The organism is Azospira oryzae (assembly GCF_004217225.1).
In the GTDB taxonomy this organism is placed as follows: domain Bacteria; phylum Pseudomonadota; class Gammaproteobacteria; order Burkholderiales; family Rhodocyclaceae; genus Azospira; species Azospira oryzae.
The window spans coordinates 197,218-212,380 of sequence record NZ_SHKM01000001.1 but is presented as its reverse complement, the minus strand read 5'-3'; the positions used below and the strand labels follow the sequence as shown (position 1 = coordinate 212,380).

Here is a 15,163-nt window from a genome sequence, read left to right as displayed (position 1 = left end):
CCTCAGTTGCTGCGCCGCAGCCAGCGGCGGACCCGCTCGATTTCCATCATCCGCTCCGGGCATTCGGCGCCCCTCTCCGCCGCCCGGGCCATGGCCACCTGCAGCAGCTTGGCGGTGGCGTAGCAGTCGGAGACGGCGTTGTGGCGCTGGATGTTCTCGATGCCGAAGAGGTTGAGCCAGGCATCCAGGGCCACGTTGGTGTCGATGCGGTCCTGGAACAGCTCGGGCATGATCCAGGCCAGGTCCAGCCACTGCTGCTCGAACTCGATGCCCAGGTACTTCTCCATGGCCCGGGCGATCATGGAGTGGTCGAACATGGCGTGGTAGGCCACCAGGGGGCACTTGCCGATGTATTCGAGGAACAGCAGCAGGGCATCCGCCGGCTCCATGCCCTCCCGCTGGGCCGAACCGCCGATGCCGTGCAGCAGGATGTTGGCGGTGTCGCTCACCACCTCCTGCTTGAGGATCACCTCGAAGGCGTCCTGGGTGTCGATGAGGCCATTGACCACGGCCACGGCGCCGATGGAAATGAGCCGGTCCTTGACCATGTTGAGGCCGGAGGACTCCACGTCCACCACCACGTAGCGGGTCTGGAAATGGGAGTGGTTGAGGTCCGGGTCCGGCAGCTGCTGCCAGCGCTCCAGGCGCTCCCGCTGCTCGGGCGAGAGCACCACCTCCGGCTTCTTGCTGCGGAAGAAACGGGCCAGCCAGCTCATACCTGGTAGTCCATCTTGATGCGACTTTGCAGCTTGCGCACCTGGCGGAAGGATTCCTTGAGGATGCGCCGGTCCAGCTCATTGAGCTTGTCCGGATGGATGCGGTTGTCCCCGGCCTGGCCCGCCTCCGTCTCCAGGTGCTGATGCCGCAGGCGCAGCAGCTGGATGAAGTTGAAGGAGTCGATGATGGCGGCCATTTCCTCGCCGCTGATGCCCAGACGCTTGGCGCTGTGGCGCAGGCGCTGCACCGTGTTGCTGTTGTGGATACCGGCGGCCAGGGCGTAGATGCGGGCGATATCCACGAACAGGCGGGCGCCGTACTTCTTCAGGTCGATGGTGCCCGGATGCTCCGGGTCCAGATCGGTGACGAAGTCCCGGATCTTGCCCAGGGGCGGCTCCACGTCCAGGGCGTTGTGGGCCATCATCTTGAGGAAGCCCGGGTTGCTCGTGGTCAGGCTCAGCATCCACTTGCGCAGCCGCTCCCCCAGGCTGGGGTTGCCGTAGAGGGTGCGGAAATCGAAGAAGATGGTGGCGTTGAGCAGGGCCGCTGGATGGGGATGGCGCACCCAGTTGGTGAACTTTTCCTCCCACTCCTCCAGGGTCAGGCACAGGTCCGGGTTGCCGGCCATGATGTTGCCGGAGCAGAGGGGGAAGCCGCACTTGTCCAGGTCGTCGTTCACGTCCCGGGCGAAGTCCAGCAGCCGCATCTTCAGCTGCTCCTTGTCCATGAAGTCCGGGCACAGGTAGATGATGCCGTTGTCCTGGTCGGTGCTGAAGGTCTGCTCCTCCCGGCCTTCGGAGCCGAAGGAAAGCCAGGCCCAGTCCACGCCGTAGAGGTCGTGCTTGTCCAGGTTCAGTTCCAGCACCCGGCGGGTGATGGTGTCGTTGAGAGCGGAGATGAACTGGGTCACCTGCTCCGCGCCGACGCCCTGGGCCAGCATGTTGAGGGCCAGCTGACGCACGTCGTGGCTGGTCTGCAGCAGGGTTTCCAGGTCCGGCGCCGTCTCCACCGACTGGCGGATCTGGCGCAGGCCGACCCGCTGCAGGGTGAACAGGTCCCGCTCGGAAATGACGCCCTTGAGCCGCCCTTCCCCATCCACCACCAGCACGTGGCGGATGCCGTGCATGGCCATGGCCAGGGCCGCATCGTAGGCATAGACCGTGTCCTGCAGGGTGTGGGGGTCCTTCGACATGACCTTGCCGATGGGCTCCTCCAGGGCCACGCCGGCCAGCACCACCCGGTGCAGCACGTCGCTCTGGGTGAAGATGCCCACCGGCTTGCCTTCCGCATCGGTGACGATCATGGAGCCCAGGCGCTGCTGGCCCATGGCCTCCAGCACCTGGCGCAGGGGCGTTTCCGGCTGCACCGAGACGGGTTCCCGCTTGGCCAGCAGGGACAGGGGCGTGTTGAGGGACTGCTGCTCCGCCGCCCGCTGGGCGAACTGGACCTGCAGCTGCTGCCGGGACTGGTTGAGCAGGCTGGCGATGTACTGGGTGCAGAACAGGTTGAACACCGAGCTCATGCGCATCAGCTCGAAGAAATCGTCGGCCGCCAGCTGGTAGCAGAAGACATCCTCGATGGCGGTATAGCCGTTGGTGGAGGCCCGCTGGGCGGTGACGGCGCCGATGGGGAAGCATTCCCCCGGGCCCAGGGTCATGACGTTGTATTCGGTGACATTGACCTCGCCGGCCTGGCGTGCCACCACCTTGCCCCGCTGGATGATGTAGAAGGTGCGGGCCGCCCCCATGTCCGGGGTCAGGATGGCCGCATCCTTGTGGTAATAGGCGAGCTTGAGGCGCTCGGCGAGGAAACGCAGGGCATCACCCTCCATGCGGTCGAAGGGCGAATGGCGCCGCAGGAACTCCATGGTGGCGGACACCAGCATCTGGGTTGCGTTTGTGGACATTTTTTATTCTCTCCCTGCGCAACGTAGCAAATGAAGAGGCCGGCGCGAACAATATCGCGCCGGCCCGAAAGCGGTCTTTATAGTCTGCCGCTTGGTACAGAGTGTCGATGGCCGGTGGATCATGCCGGCTTCACGACTGGGTGGTCTCCTCCACGCCCCTCTGTATTTCAGTTGTTTTACCGCCGGGTCGCCCCGGCGGTTGGTTGCAGGCTCAGGCGCCGGCTTGTTTCAGTTGCTCCAGGATGGCCGGGTTTTCCAGGGTGGAAACGTCCTGGGTGACTTCCTCGCCCTTGGCCAGGGAACGCAGCAGACGACGCATGATCTTGCCGGAGCGGGTCTTCGGCAGGTTCTCGCCGAAGCGGATGTCCTTGGGCTTGGCGATGGGGCCGATTTCCTTGCCCACCCAGTCCTGCAGCTCCTTGATGACGCGCTTGGCATCCTCGCCGGAGGGACGGGAACCCTTCAGCACCACGAAGGCGCAGATGGCTTCGCCGGTCAGGTCGTCGGGACGGCCCACCACGGCGGCTTCGGCCACCAGGGGGTTGGCCACCAGGGCGGATTCGATTTCCATGGTGCCCATACGGTGACCGGAGACGTTCAGGACGTCGTCGATACGGCCGGTGATGGTGAAGTTGCCGGTCTTGGCGTTGCGCACGGCACCGTCGCCGGCCAGGTACAGGCGGCCGCCCAGGTCTTCGGGGTAGTAGGACTTCTTGAAACGCTCCGGATCGCCCCAGATGGTGCGGATCATGGAGGGCCAGGGCTTTTTCACCACCAGGAAGCCGCCCTTGCCCCACTCCAGCTCGTGGCCGGTCTCATCGACGATGGCGGCCTGGATGCCGGGGAACGGCAGGGTGCAGGAACCGGGCACCAGGGGGGTGACGCCGGGCAGCGGGGTGATCATGTGGCCGCCGGTTTCGGTCTGCCAGAAGGTATCGACGATGGGGCAGCGGCCGCCGCCGATTTCGTTGTAGTACCACATCCAGGCTTCGGGGTTGATGGGCTCACCGACGGAACCCAGCAGACGCAGGGAAGTCAGGTCGTATTTCTTGGGCAGGTCGCCGCCGGCCTTGATCAGGGAGCGGATGGCGGTGGGCGCGGTGTAGAAGATGGAGACCTTGTGGTCCTGGATCATCTTCCAGAAGCGGCCGGCGTCCGGGAAGGTGGGCACGCCTTCGAAGACGATCTCGGTGGCGCCGCAGGCCAGGGGGCCGTAGGTAATGTAGGTGTGGCCGGTGACCCAACCGATGTCGGCGGTGCACCAGAAGACATCGTCAGGCTTGATGTCGAAGGTCCACTTCATGGTCAGGGCGGCGTGCAGCAGGTAGCCGCCGGAAGAGTGCTGGACGCCCTTGGGCTTGCCGGTGGAACCGGAGGTGTAGAGCAGGAACAGGGGATGCTCGGCCTCGACCCACTCGGGTTCGCAGACGTCGGACTGGCCGGCTTCGGCATCGGTCCACCACACGTCGCGGCCGGCCACCATGTTGCAGGCGCCGCCGGTGCGCTTGGCCACGATCACGGTCTTCACCGGGGAGTTGGCGCCGACCAGGGTCAGGGCCTCATCGACGGCGGGCTTCAGGGGGATGTTCTTGCCGCCGCGGGTCTGCTCGTCGGCGGTGATGACGGCCACGGCGCCGGCATCCAGGATGCGCTCTTCCAGGGACTTGGCGGAGAAGCCGCCGAAGACCACGGAGTGGATGGCGCCGATACGGGCGCAGGCCTGCATGGCGACGATGCCCTCGATGGACATGGGCAGGTAGATGATGACGCGGTCGCCCTTCTTGATGCCCTTGGCCTTCAGCGCATTGGCGAACTTGGCGACGCGGGACAGCAGTTCCTTGTAGGTGACCTTGGAAACGGCACCGCCGTCGGCTTCGAAGATGATGGCGACCTTGTCGCCCAGGCCGGCTTCGACGTTCTTGTCCAGGCAGTTGTAGGAAACGTTCAGCTTGCCGTCGGCGAACCACTTGTAGAAGGGAGCGTTGGATTCATCCAGCACGCTGGTGAAAGGCTGCTTCCAGACCACGTGTTCCTTGGCCAGACGGCCCCAGTAACCGGTGTAGTCGGTTTCCGCTTCCTTGCACAGGGCCTCGTAAGCGGCCATGCCGGAAATCGTCGCCCGCTTCACCACTTCTTCGGAAGGGGGGAAGACACGGTTTTCAACGAGAACGGATTCGATCTGGGACATACTCATCTCCTCTGCATTGTCTGCAATAGCAAAAATTGCTGCGTCGAGAGCTAAACGCCCTCCCTTTCGGGGGCGTGAGTCGCATTTTGTTTCTGGATTTTGCGACCCGCTGGTTTTCCGTGACCTGGAGCAAATCAACTGCCCGCAAAGCCCCGTGAATGGCCGCGATTAAACCCCCCCTTTCTTACAGTGCCCTTACACCTCCTCGCTGCGCCGCAGCATAAAAGAGCACCAAAATCAGCCACCTAGGCATGCTAAAATCCGCGCTCCCAACGGTTCCAACAACCTTGCAACGCACAAAGATGAATTCCAAATTCCAAAACAATATGGAGCGCCTGATCTTCTCCAGCCGCTGGCTGCAGGCCCCCCTCTACCTCGGACTCATCGTCGCCCAGGGCATCTACGTGGTTCAGTTCATGATGGAACTGTCCCACCTGGTGGCCGACATTGCCCACCTGGACGAAGCCAAGACCATGCTCATCGTCCTCGGCCTGATCGACGTGGTGATGATCGCCAACCTGCTCATCATGGTCATCATCGGCGGCTACGAGACTTTCGTCTCCAAGCTGGACATCGAGGGTCACCCGGATCAGCCGGAATGGCTGTCCCACGTCAATGCCGGCGTCCTCAAGGTAAAGCTGGCCACGGCCCTCATCGGCATTTCCTCCATTCACCTGCTGAAGAGCTTCATCAACGCCGCCCAGCTGGACAACCGGGTCCTCGGCTGGCAGGTGGGCATCCACGCTGTATTCGTCGTTTCCGCGTTCATGATGGCCGTTACGGACAAAGTCATGAATCAGACCCTCAACCTCCAATCCAAGCACTGAGGAAACCCAGCATGAGTTCCATTCGCCAGGAAGACCTGATCCAGTCCATCGCGGACGCTTTCCAGTACATCAGCTACTACCACCCCCTGGACTACATCAAGGCCCTGGGCGAAGCCTACGAGCGCGAGGAATCCCCCGCCGCCAAGGACGCCATTGCCCAGATCCTGACCAACTCCCGCATGGCCGCCGAAGGCCACCGCCCCATCTGCCAGGACACCGGTATCGGCATGGTCTTCCTCAAGGTCGGCATGAACGTCCGCTGGGACGACGCCACCATGAGCCTGCAGGAAATGGTCAATGAAGGCGTACGCCGCGCCTACGCCAACCCGGACAACCCCCTGCGCGCCTCCGTGCTGGCCGACCCGGCCGGCGCCCGCAAGAACACCAAGGACAACACCCCGGCCGTGGTGCACTTCGAGATCGTTCCCGGCGACCACGTGGAAGTGATCTGCGCCGCCAAGGGCGGCGGCTCCGAAGCCAAGTCCAAGTTCGCCATGCTCAATCCCTCCGACGACCTGGTGGACTGGGTCCTCAAGAAGATCCCCGAGATGGGCGCCGGCTGGTGTCCTCCCGGCATCATCGGCATCGGCATCGGCGGCACTCCCGAGAAGGCCATGCTGCTGGCCAAGGAATCCATCATGGCCCCGGTGGACATCCATGATCTGCAGGACAAGGCCAAGAGCGGCGCCAAGCTGACCCGGGCCGAAGAACTGCGCCTGGAGTTGTACGAAAAGGTGAATGCCCTGGGCGTCGGCGCCCAAGGCCTGGGCGGCCTCACCACCGTGCTCGACGTCAAGGTGCTGGACTACCCCTGTCACGCCGCCAACCTGCCCGTGGCCCTGGTGCCCAACTGCGCCGCCACCCGCCACTGCCACTTCCACCTGGATGGTTCCGGCCCCGCCAAGATCGAGCCGCCCAAGCTGGAAGACTGGCCCGCCGTGACCTGGACCCCGGACCTGAAGGCCGCCACCCAGGTCAATCTGGATACCCTGACCAAGGAAGAAGTGGCCTCCTGGAAGCCGGGCCAGAAGCTGCTGCTCAACGGCAAGATGCTGACCGGCCGCGATGCCGCCCACAAGCGCATCGCCGACATGCTGGCCAAGGGCGAGAAGCTGCCGGTGGACTTCACCAACCGGGTCATCTACTACGTGGGCCCCGTGGACCCGGTGCGCGACGAAGTGGTCGGCCCCGCCGGCCCCACCACCGCCACCCGCATGGACAAGTTCACCCGCATGATGCTGGAGAAGACCGGCCTCATCTCCATGATCGGCAAGTCCGAGCGCGGCCCCGTCGCCATCGAGGCCATCAAGGACAACAAGTCCGCCTACCTGATGGCCGTGGGCGGTGCCGCCTACCTGGTGGCCAAGGCCATCAAGAGCGCCAAGGTGGTGGGCTTTGCCGACCTGGGCATGGAAGCCATCTACGAGTTCGAGGTGCAGAACATGCCCGTCACCGTGGCCGTGGATTCCTCCGGCACCAGCGTGCATGAGACCGGCCCCAAGGAATGGCAGGTCAAGATCGGCAAGATCCCGGTCAAAGCCTAACCTCTCCGCTCAAGACCACCGACCGCCATGTGGCGTCGTCTACGCATCGCCGTACTGCTGCTGGTACTGGCGTCGGTGGCCTTTTCCGCCTGGCATGCCAAGGCCAATGCCACGGCATGGAAAGGCACCCTGCGCGTCGCCGTCTATCCCCTGGCGGCCGACGACAGTGCCGCCACCCGGCGCTATCTCCAGCGCCTCGGTGAGGACAGTTTCCAGCCCATCAGCGATTACCTGAACAGCGAAGCGGCGCGCCACGGCGTCACCACCCAGCGCCCGGTGGACATCACCCTGGGCGGAGAAATCCGCCAGCTGCCGCCGCCCCGACCCCAGGGCGGCAGCGTGCTCGACAGCATCCTGTGGAGCCTGCAACTGCGCTACTGGGCCTGGCAGCACTCTCCGCCCACCAGCCCCAAGCCCCAGGTACGGCTCTACCTGATCTATCACGATCCGGCCCTGACCCCCCGGGTGCCCCATTCCAGCGGCCTGGAGAAGGGCATGCTGGGCGTCGTGCATCTCTTTGCCGACCCGCGCCAGACGGCCCAGAACCACGTCGTCGCTGCCCATGAGCTGCTACATACCCTGGGTGCCAGCGACAAGTACGACATGGCCACCGGCCTGCCCCTGCATCCCGACGGCTATGCCGCGCCGTTCCAGGAACCGCGCTATCCCCAGAGCGAAGCCGAACTGATGGCCGGCCGCCTCCCCCTCGGCCCCGACCGGGCCCGCATTCCCGACTCCCTGGATGAAACCCTGGTGGGCCCCGCCAGTGCCCGGGAAATCGGCTGGCGCCGATAGTCCTCACCTTTTTCGGAAACATCCCATGCCCATCGAACGCTTCGGTAGCACGCCCCGCTACTCCGACGTGGTGATCCACAACGACACCATCTACCTGGTGGAAGTGGCCCAGACCCTGGAGGCTGATGCCGCCACCCAGACCCGGGAAATCCTGGCCAGCATCGAGCAGTTGCTGGCCAGGACCGGCAGCGACAAGAGCCGCCTGCTGCAGGTCACCATCTATCTGGCCGACATGGCCGACTACGATGCCATGAACGAGGTCTGGGATGCCTGGCTGCCCGCCGGCAGCGCCCCTTCCCGGGCCTGCGTCCAGGCCCGCCTGGCCAAGCCCGGCTATAAAGTGGAACTGGTGGTGGTCGCGGCGCGGTAAAATCCCCCGCCATGATCGGCATCTTCGACAGCGGCATCGGCGGCCTCTCGGTCCTGGCCGCCATCGCCCGCAGCCTGCCCACGGCAGACCTCACCTACCTGGCGGATACCGCCCACGTGCCCTACGGGCCGCGCAGCGACGCCTTCATCCAAGGCCGGGTGCTGGCCATCGGCCACCATCTGGCGGAACAGGACTGCGGCCTCATCGTCGTCGCCTGCAACACCGCCACCGCCGCTGCCGTGCAGATGCTGCGCGCCGCCCTGCCCCACATCCCGGTGGTCGGCGTCGAGCCCGGGGTCAAGCCGGCGGCCAAGGCCAGCCGCAGCCGCCGCATCGCCGTCCTCGCCACCGAATCCACCGCCCGCAGCGAACGCCTGGCCCGCCTCATCCGGGACCATGCCGACGGTGTCGACGTGCTGGTGGAGCCCTGCCCCGGCTGGGCCACCCGGGTCGAGAGCCGGGACCTGCAGACCCCCGAATTCGTCGCCGAAGTCCGCCTCAAGATGCAGCGGCTGCTGGATGCCGGCGCCGATCAGCTGGTCCTGGGCTGTACCCACTATTCCTTCCTCACCCCCCTGCTGGCGCCCCTGGTGGCCGGCCGCGCCCAGCTGGTGGACGTGGCCGAGGCGGTGGCCCGCCAGGCCCAGCGCCTGGCCGGCGCTTCGGCCCAGGGCCAGGGCCGGCTGCTGTTGCAGGCCACGGCCCGGCCGGAACAGCTGCACGCCAGTCTGGCCGGACTGGGCCTGGGCTGGCTGGCCGAACGCTGCCGCGGCGAGGAACTGCTGGCCCGGGTCTGAGCCCCGTCAGCCCCTGGCGGCCTTGACCCGCTCCCGGGTTTGCTCCAACAATGGACAAAAAACCACGGAGCTCCAATATGGCCGATACCCCCCTCTCCCCCGACAGCAGCGTTCCCGACTTCTCCCTGCCGGCCACCGGCACCAGCCCCTTCACCCTCTCCGCCCACGCCGGCAAGACCGTCGTCCTCTACTTCTACCCCAAGGACAGCACCCCCGGCTGTACCACCGAAGCCCAGCAGTTCCGCGACCTGCACCCGCAATTCGTCGCCGCCGGCGCCCTGGTCCTCGGGGTGTCCCGGGATTCCCTCAAGTCCCACGAAAACTTCCGTACCAAGCAGAACCTGCCCTTCGACCTGATCTCCGATCCGGACGAAACCCTGTGTTCCCTGTTCGGTGTCATGAAATTGAAAAACATGTATGGGAAACAGGTAAGGGGCATCGAGCGCAGCACCTTCGTCATCGACGGCAAAGGCAAGCTGCGCAAGGAATGGCGCGGGGTGAAGGTGCCCGGCCACGCCCAGGAAGTACTCGATTTCGTCACATCCCTCTGACCCTCGACCGACAGGACGCCCCATGGCCCGCAAACCCGCCGCGAGCAGCAAAACGGTAGCTTCCTCTTCCTCCACCGCCTCTTCCCGCTGCAAGATTTTCGTCCTCGACACCAACGTGCTGATGCACGATCCCACCAGCCTTTTCCGCTTCGAGGAACACGACGTGTTCCTGCCGATGATGGTGCTGGAGGAACTGGACAACAACAAGAAGGGCATGTCGGAAATCTCCCGCAATGCCCGCCAGGCCAGCCGTACCCTGGACGACATCCTGGCCCACGCCGGCGACGAGATCGAGGGCGGCATTTCCCTGGAAACCCCGTCCAGCAAGCTGGCCACCGGCCACCTGTTCCTGCAGACCGAGGCCATCAGTTCCGAACTGCCCCAGGCCCTGCCCACCTCCAAGTACGACAACCAGATCCTGGCCGTCGTCTTCCACCTGCAGCGCCGCTACCCCAAGCGTTCGGTGATCCTGGTGTCGAAAGACATCAACATGCGCATCAAGGCCCGCACCCTGGGCCTGGCCGCCGAGGACTACTTCAACGACAAGGTCCTGGAAGACACTGACCTGCTGTACACCGGCGTGCGGGAACTGCCGGCAGACTTTTGGGACAAGCACGGCCAGGGCATGGAGTCGGGCAAGCGGGAAGGCCGCACCTACTACCGCATCAAGGGGCCCCTCTGCTCCCACCTGCTGGTCAACGAATTCGTCTACCAGGAAGGTCCCCAGCCCCTCTACGCCCTGGTGCGCAACGTTTCCGGCAAGAGCGCCGAGCTGGAAACCCTGATCGACTTCACCCACCCCAAGAACAACGTCTGGGGCATCACCGCCCGCAACCGGGAACAGAATTTCGCCCTCAACCTGCTGATGGACCCGGAGGTGGATTTCATCACCCTGCTGGGCCAGGCCGGCACCGGCAAGACCCTGCTGACCCTGGCCGCGGGCCTGACCCAGGTGCTGGAGACCAAGCAGTACTCGGAGATCATCATGACCCGGGTGACGGTGCCGGTAGGCGAGGACATCGGCTTTCTGCCCGGCACCGAGGAGGAGAAGATGGCCCCCTGGATGGGCGCCCTGGAGGACAACCTGGACGTGCTCAACAAGACCGACGACGAGGCCGGCGACTGGGGCCGGGCCGCCACCCGGGACCTGATCCGCAGCCGCATCAAGGTCAAGTCCCTCAACTTCATGCGGGGCCGCACCTTCATCAACAAGTACCTGATCATCGACGAGGCCCAGAACCTGACGCCGAAGCAGATGAAGACCCTCATCACCCGGGCCGGCCCGGGCACCAAGGTGGTCTGCCTGGGCAACATCGCCCAGATCGACACGCCCTACCTGACCGAGGGTTCCTCCGGCCTCACCTACGTGGTGGACCGCTTCAAGGGCTGGACCCACTCCGGCCACATCACCCTGCAACGGGGCGAGCGTTCCCGCTTGGCTGACCACGCGGCCGAAGTGCTATAATTTTTCCACGTTTTCATCCCCCTAAAGCCGCACCTGGTGCGGCTTTAGTTTTTCCGGAGGACTGAGCATGAAGCGCCGTGCCTTTCTCGCGCTTGCCGGCGGCCTTGCCGTCGCTCCCGGCAGCGTCCTCGCTGCCAAGAAAACCAATACCAATACAAGTTCTAAGCCCGCCGCCAAGGCGACGGCCAAGAAGCCGGCCGGCAAGGCCGGCGCCAAGGCGGCTCCGGCCAAAAGCAACGCCCGGGGCAATACCGCCAACCTGCGTCCCTCCGCCCCCAACCAGCCGCCCGCCGGCCACGTCACCGGCATGCGCCCGGCCCCCCTGCCCCGTCCGCGCCAGCAGTCCTGGCGCCATTACGACCTGGTGGTCAAGGTCGCCGCGCCGGACAGCGGCCAGCCCCTGCGGGCCTGGATTCCCGTACCTTCGGAAAACGACTGGCAGCGGGTGGAAGACCTGGACTGGCAGGGCAACTACGGCAAGGCCGGCCTGCGCCGGGACGGGGACAGCGGCCTGCTGACCTTCTTCGCCGAATGGCCCGCCGGCACCCGGGCTCCGACCCTGGAACTGAAGCTGCGCCTGGGCACCCGCCAGCGCCTGTTCGACATCACCCGCCGCGGCGCCACGCCGGAGACGGAGGAAGTGCTCAACCAGAACCTGCAGAGCCTGGGCCCCTGGCCCCAGGACGTGCTGGCCGAGCTGGCCGAACGCATCACCGGCCGCATCCGGGAACCCATGCCCCAGGCCCTGGCCATCTACGATTGGGTGGTGGATCACGGCATCAGCTGCAGCGGCGCCCCCGAGTCCATCCAGGCCGCCCTCTGCGCCCGCAACGACGGCGGCACCGGCCTGGCCGGCATCTTCGTCGCCCTGTGCCGGGCCTGCGGCATTCCCGCCCGCCGGGTCAGCGGCCAGCGCCTCGGCCCTTCCCGCCAGTCCCCCAGCCTGGGCGCCAGCGGCGACGTTTCCACCGCCCAGCACTGGCGCGCCGAATTCCACGCCCCCTTCTACGGCTGGGTGCCGGTGGACCCGGCCGATGCGGCCCTGGCCCAGCGTCAGGACGGGGACAGCGGCGCCCTGCGCAAGCGTCTCTTCGGCTTCTGGGAAATGAACTGGGCCGCCTACAGCAGTGCCGACGGGGTGCATCTGCCCCAGGGCCCCGGCGAATCCCTGCCGGTGGTGGACCGGCCCCTGCTGGCCCAGGTGGAGCGGGACGGCAGCGTGCGCCTGCTGGGCCGCCAGGGCAGCATCAGCCTGGAAGCCCGTCCCAGCGAGGGCTAGTCCCGGTAGACGCTTCCCTCCCACCAGGGGAAGCCATGGAAGGCAATAAAGACGCCATTCTCCAGGCACATGCGGCGGAGAATGGCGTCTTTTCTATATCTACGGGAATATGGCCGGAACAGCGCCGCCCCATTGCTCCCGGGGAGGCAGCGGAGCGGCCCGCCGTCCCGGTGCGGCCTTCAGTAGATGCCGAGGGCCAGGCCTGCCGCCAGGGCGGCACCCACTTCGGCGCAGCGGTCCAGATCGTCCGCCGCCAGAATCTTGGGAGCCAGAATGGCCTCCGGCGTCTGGGCCCGGGTGCACACGATGAGGGGCTCGGCCACCGCCTTGAGGCGCCAGCCGGTGGCGATGCGCATCACCTGCCGGGCAGCCCCCTGGCCGTCGCTGCCGGCGCACACCAGGACGGCGTAGGGACGGCCGTTGAGACGATCCAGGACGGGGTAGTAGCTGCGGTCGAAGAAATCCTTGAGTCGGCCGGCCATGGCCCCCAGGTATTCCGGCGTGACGAAGAGATAGGCATCGGCCGCCAGCAGGTCCGCCGGGCCGACGCTGTCGGCATGGCACAGGCGCACCGTCACCAGCGGCTCGTCGCCGGCACCCCGGGCGGCGGCCTCGGCCATGGCGGCGGCGCCGCCGGTCTGGGAGTGGAAGACGACGAGCAGGGTCTTCACGCCGAGAGCCCCGCCAGGATCAGTACTCGGGACCCCGGCTGCCCTGGAAGGCGCAGTTCTCGAAGCGGGTATATTCGCCGAGGAAGGTAAGGTGCACCGTGCCGGTGGGGCCGTTACGCTGCTTGCCGATGATGACTTCGGCCTGGCCCGGATACTGGCTCTTTTCCTTGTTGTAGTAGTCGTCCCGGTACATCATCATGATCACGTCCGCATCCTGTTCGATGGCGCCGGATTCGCGCAAGTCGGACATCATGGGGCGCTTGTCGGTCCGCTCTTCCACCTTCCGCGACAACTGGGAGAGGGCGATCACCGGCACCGACAGTTCCTTGGCCAGGGACTTCAGGGCCCGGGAGATTTCCGACACTTCCGTGGCCCGGTTCTCGCCGCCGCCGGCCTTGGCGGAGACCATCAGCTGCAGGTAGTCGATCACGATCAGGCCCAGCTTGCCGCCGTACTGGCGCGCCAGGCGCCGGGCCCGGGCCCGCAGGTCCAAGGGGTTGAGGCCGCCGGTCTCGTCGATGTAGAGGGGCTTCTCGTGCATCTTGCCGAGGGCCATGGAGAGGCGGGACCACTCCTCGTCGTTGAGGCGGCCGGTACGCAGGCGGTGGGAATCGAGGCGCCCGAGGGACGCCACCATCCGCATGGCCAGCTGGGCGCCGCCCATTTCCATGGAGAACACGCCCACCGGCAGGCCCTGCTCCACCGCCACGTATTCGGCGATGTTGAGGGCGAAGGCGGTCTTGCCCATGGAGGGGCGGCCGGCGACGATGATGAGGTCGCCGGGCTGCAGGCCGGAGGTCTTGGAATCCAGGTCGATGAAGCCGGTGGGCACGCCGGTGACGTCGGAGGGATTGTCCCGGTCGTGCAGTTCCTCGATCTTCTGCACCACCTCGTTGAGCAGGGGGTTGATGTGCACGAAACCCTGCTGGGAATGGGCGCCCTTTTCCGCGATTTCGAAAACCCGGGTCTCGGCTTCGTCGAGCAGGGTCTTGGCATCCCGCCCCAGGGGGTTGAGGGCGCTGGAGGCGATCTCGTCGCCGGCCGTCACCAGCTGGCGCAGGATGGCCCGCTCCCGCACGATTTCGGCGTAGCGGCGGATGTTGGAGGCCGACGGCGTATTGGCCGCCAGTTCGCCCAGATAGGCCAGGCCGCCGGTATGTTCGGTCTCGCCGGCCGCATCCAGGGCCTCGGACACCGTCACCACGTCCGCCGGCTTGCCCAGGGAGAGCAGGCGCTGGATCTGGCGGAAAATGCGCCGGTGTTCGTCCCGGTAGAAGTCGCCCTCGGCGACCATGTCGCCCACCTTGTCCCAGGCCTGGTTGTCCAGCAGCAGGCCGCCCAGCAGGGACTGTTCGGCCTCCAGGGAGTTGGGCGGCACCCGCAACTGGGCCAGGGCCGGATCGATGGGGGAATCGGAAGGGTCGGAGCGGGAGAAACGACGGGGCTTGTTCATGGCGAGGTCAATGTCGAGGAAGGGCAATTCTACTCTGCCGCCGCCCATTGGGGCCCGTTGCAGCGACGGCAGAAAAGAAAAAGGCCTTACAGGATCAACCTGCAAGGCCTTTGTGCAAGACGCCCCGCAGGGCGCTTGTGGCTTAGTGCTCGCCGAGGACGGAGACGGTGATCTGGGCGATCACGTCGGTGTGCAGGGCGATATCGATGGGGTAGTCACCGATGGCCTTCAGGTGGCCGTTGGGCATGCGGATGGCAGCCTTCTCGACCTTCTGGCCCTGGGCTTCCAGGGCTTCGGCGATGTCGAAGTTGGACACGGAACCGAACAGACGGCCGTCCATACCGGCCTTGCGGCTGATCTGGACCATCAGGCCGTTCAGTTGACCGGCTTGGGCTTCGGCAGCGGCCAGCTTGTCGGCCTGGGCCTTTTCCAGCTCGGCGCGCTTGACTTCGAACTCAGCCAGGGCGGCGGGGGTGGCACGCTTGGCCTTGCGCTGGGGGATCAGGTAGTTACGGGCGTAGCCGTCCTTGACCTTGACCACGTCGCCCAGGTTACCCAGGTTAACAACCTTTTCCAGAAGAATGATTTGCATGTTTCTCT

14 protein-coding genes are annotated in these 15,163 nt (G+C 65.7%); 8 read left to right on the top strand and 6 right to left on the bottom strand.

The window, feature by feature from the left end:
- Positions 1-2: 2 nt before the first annotated feature.
- From EV678_RS00995 to acs, 3 genes are all read right to left on the bottom strand, one after another.
- Positions 3-716, bottom strand: coding sequence for a 3'-5' exonuclease (locus EV678_RS00995; RefSeq protein WP_014237075.1), 714 nt, complete (start codon positions 714-716; stop codon positions 3-5).
- The gene (locus tag EV678_RS00990; protein WP_130458181.1) at positions 713-2,623 is read right to left on the bottom strand and encodes a DUF294 nucleotidyltransferase-like domain-containing protein; all 1,911 of its coding nucleotides are present in this window, start codon (positions 2,621-2,623) and stop codon (positions 713-715) included. Before EV678_RS00990 ends, EV678_RS00995 begins: the two co-directional genes overlap by 4 nt.
- A 211-nt stretch (positions 2,624-2,834) precedes the next feature.
- Positions 2,835-4,811, bottom strand: a complete 1,977-nt coding sequence (gene acs, locus EV678_RS00985; RefSeq protein WP_130458180.1) for an acetate--CoA ligase — start codon at positions 4,809-4,811, stop codon at positions 2,835-2,837.
- 302 nt (positions 4,812-5,113) lie between these two features.
- Here acs and EV678_RS00980 point away from each other — a divergent pair, with 302 nt between their 5' ends.
- The 8 genes from EV678_RS00980 to EV678_RS00945 all read left to right on the top strand — a co-directional run bounded on the left by EV678_RS00980 (position 5,114) and on the right by EV678_RS00945 (position 12,439).
- Positions 5,114-5,638 carry a TIGR00645 family protein gene (locus EV678_RS00980; protein WP_130458179.1) on the top strand — a complete coding sequence of 175 codons (525 nt, stop codon included), beginning with the start codon at positions 5,114-5,116 and terminating at the stop codon, positions 5,636-5,638.
- Positions 5,639-5,649: 11 nt separating this feature from the next.
- The gene (locus EV678_RS00975; protein WP_014237071.1) at positions 5,650-7,182 is read left to right on the top strand and encodes a fumarate hydratase; all 1,533 of its coding nucleotides are present in this window, start codon (positions 5,650-5,652) and stop codon (positions 7,180-7,182) included.
- A 27-nt stretch (positions 7,183-7,209) separates the two neighbouring features.
- Entirely contained in the window at positions 7,210-7,977 is a 768-nt protein-coding gene (locus EV678_RS00970; protein ID WP_130458178.1) for a hypothetical protein, read from the top strand.
- Positions 7,978-8,002: 25 nt separating this feature from the next.
- Positions 8,003-8,347 carry a RidA family protein gene (locus EV678_RS00965; protein ID WP_130458177.1) on the top strand — a complete coding sequence of 115 codons (345 nt, stop codon included), beginning with the start codon at positions 8,003-8,005 and terminating at the stop codon, positions 8,345-8,347.
- 11 nt (positions 8,348-8,358) lie between these two features.
- Positions 8,359-9,144, top strand: a complete 786-nt coding sequence (murI, locus tag EV678_RS00960; protein ID WP_014237068.1) for a glutamate racemase — start codon at positions 8,359-8,361, stop codon at positions 9,142-9,144.
- Positions 9,145-9,221: 77 nt separating this feature from the next.
- Entirely contained in the window at positions 9,222-9,695 is a 474-nt protein-coding gene (locus EV678_RS00955; protein ID WP_014237067.1) for a peroxiredoxin, read from the top strand.
- 22 nt (positions 9,696-9,717) lie between these two features.
- Positions 9,718-11,160 (top strand): PhoH family protein, encoded by a 1,443-nt coding sequence (locus tag EV678_RS00950; RefSeq protein WP_014237066.1) that lies wholly within the window; start codon positions 9,718-9,720, stop codon positions 11,158-11,160.
- Positions 11,161-11,227: 67 nt separating this feature from the next.
- A complete protein-coding gene (locus EV678_RS00945; RefSeq protein WP_130458176.1) occupies positions 11,228-12,439 on the top strand; it encodes a transglutaminase-like domain-containing protein in 1,212 nt (403 codons plus the stop codon).
- Positions 12,440-12,618: 179 nt separating this feature from the next.
- Here the strand turns inward: EV678_RS00945 and EV678_RS00940 are convergent, their stop codons facing one another.
- The 3 genes from EV678_RS00940 to rplI all read right to left on the bottom strand — a co-directional run bounded on the left by EV678_RS00940 (position 12,619) and on the right by rplI (position 15,155).
- Positions 12,619-13,110: a flavodoxin family protein gene (locus EV678_RS00940; protein WP_197739066.1), complete on the bottom strand. Its 492-nt coding sequence runs from the start codon at positions 13,108-13,110 to the stop codon at positions 12,619-12,621.
- A gap of 19 nt (positions 13,111-13,129) precedes the next feature.
- The gene (dnaB, locus tag EV678_RS00935) at positions 13,130-14,563 is read right to left on the bottom strand and encodes a replicative DNA helicase (RefSeq protein ID WP_043799125.1); all 1,434 of its coding nucleotides are present in this window, start codon (positions 14,561-14,563) and stop codon (positions 13,130-13,132) included.
- A 142-nt stretch (positions 14,564-14,705) separates the two neighbouring features.
- A complete protein-coding gene (rplI, locus tag EV678_RS00930) occupies positions 14,706-15,155 on the bottom strand; it encodes a 50S ribosomal protein L9 (RefSeq protein WP_014237062.1) in 450 nt (149 codons plus the stop codon).
- Positions 15,156-15,163: the final 8 nt, after the last annotated feature.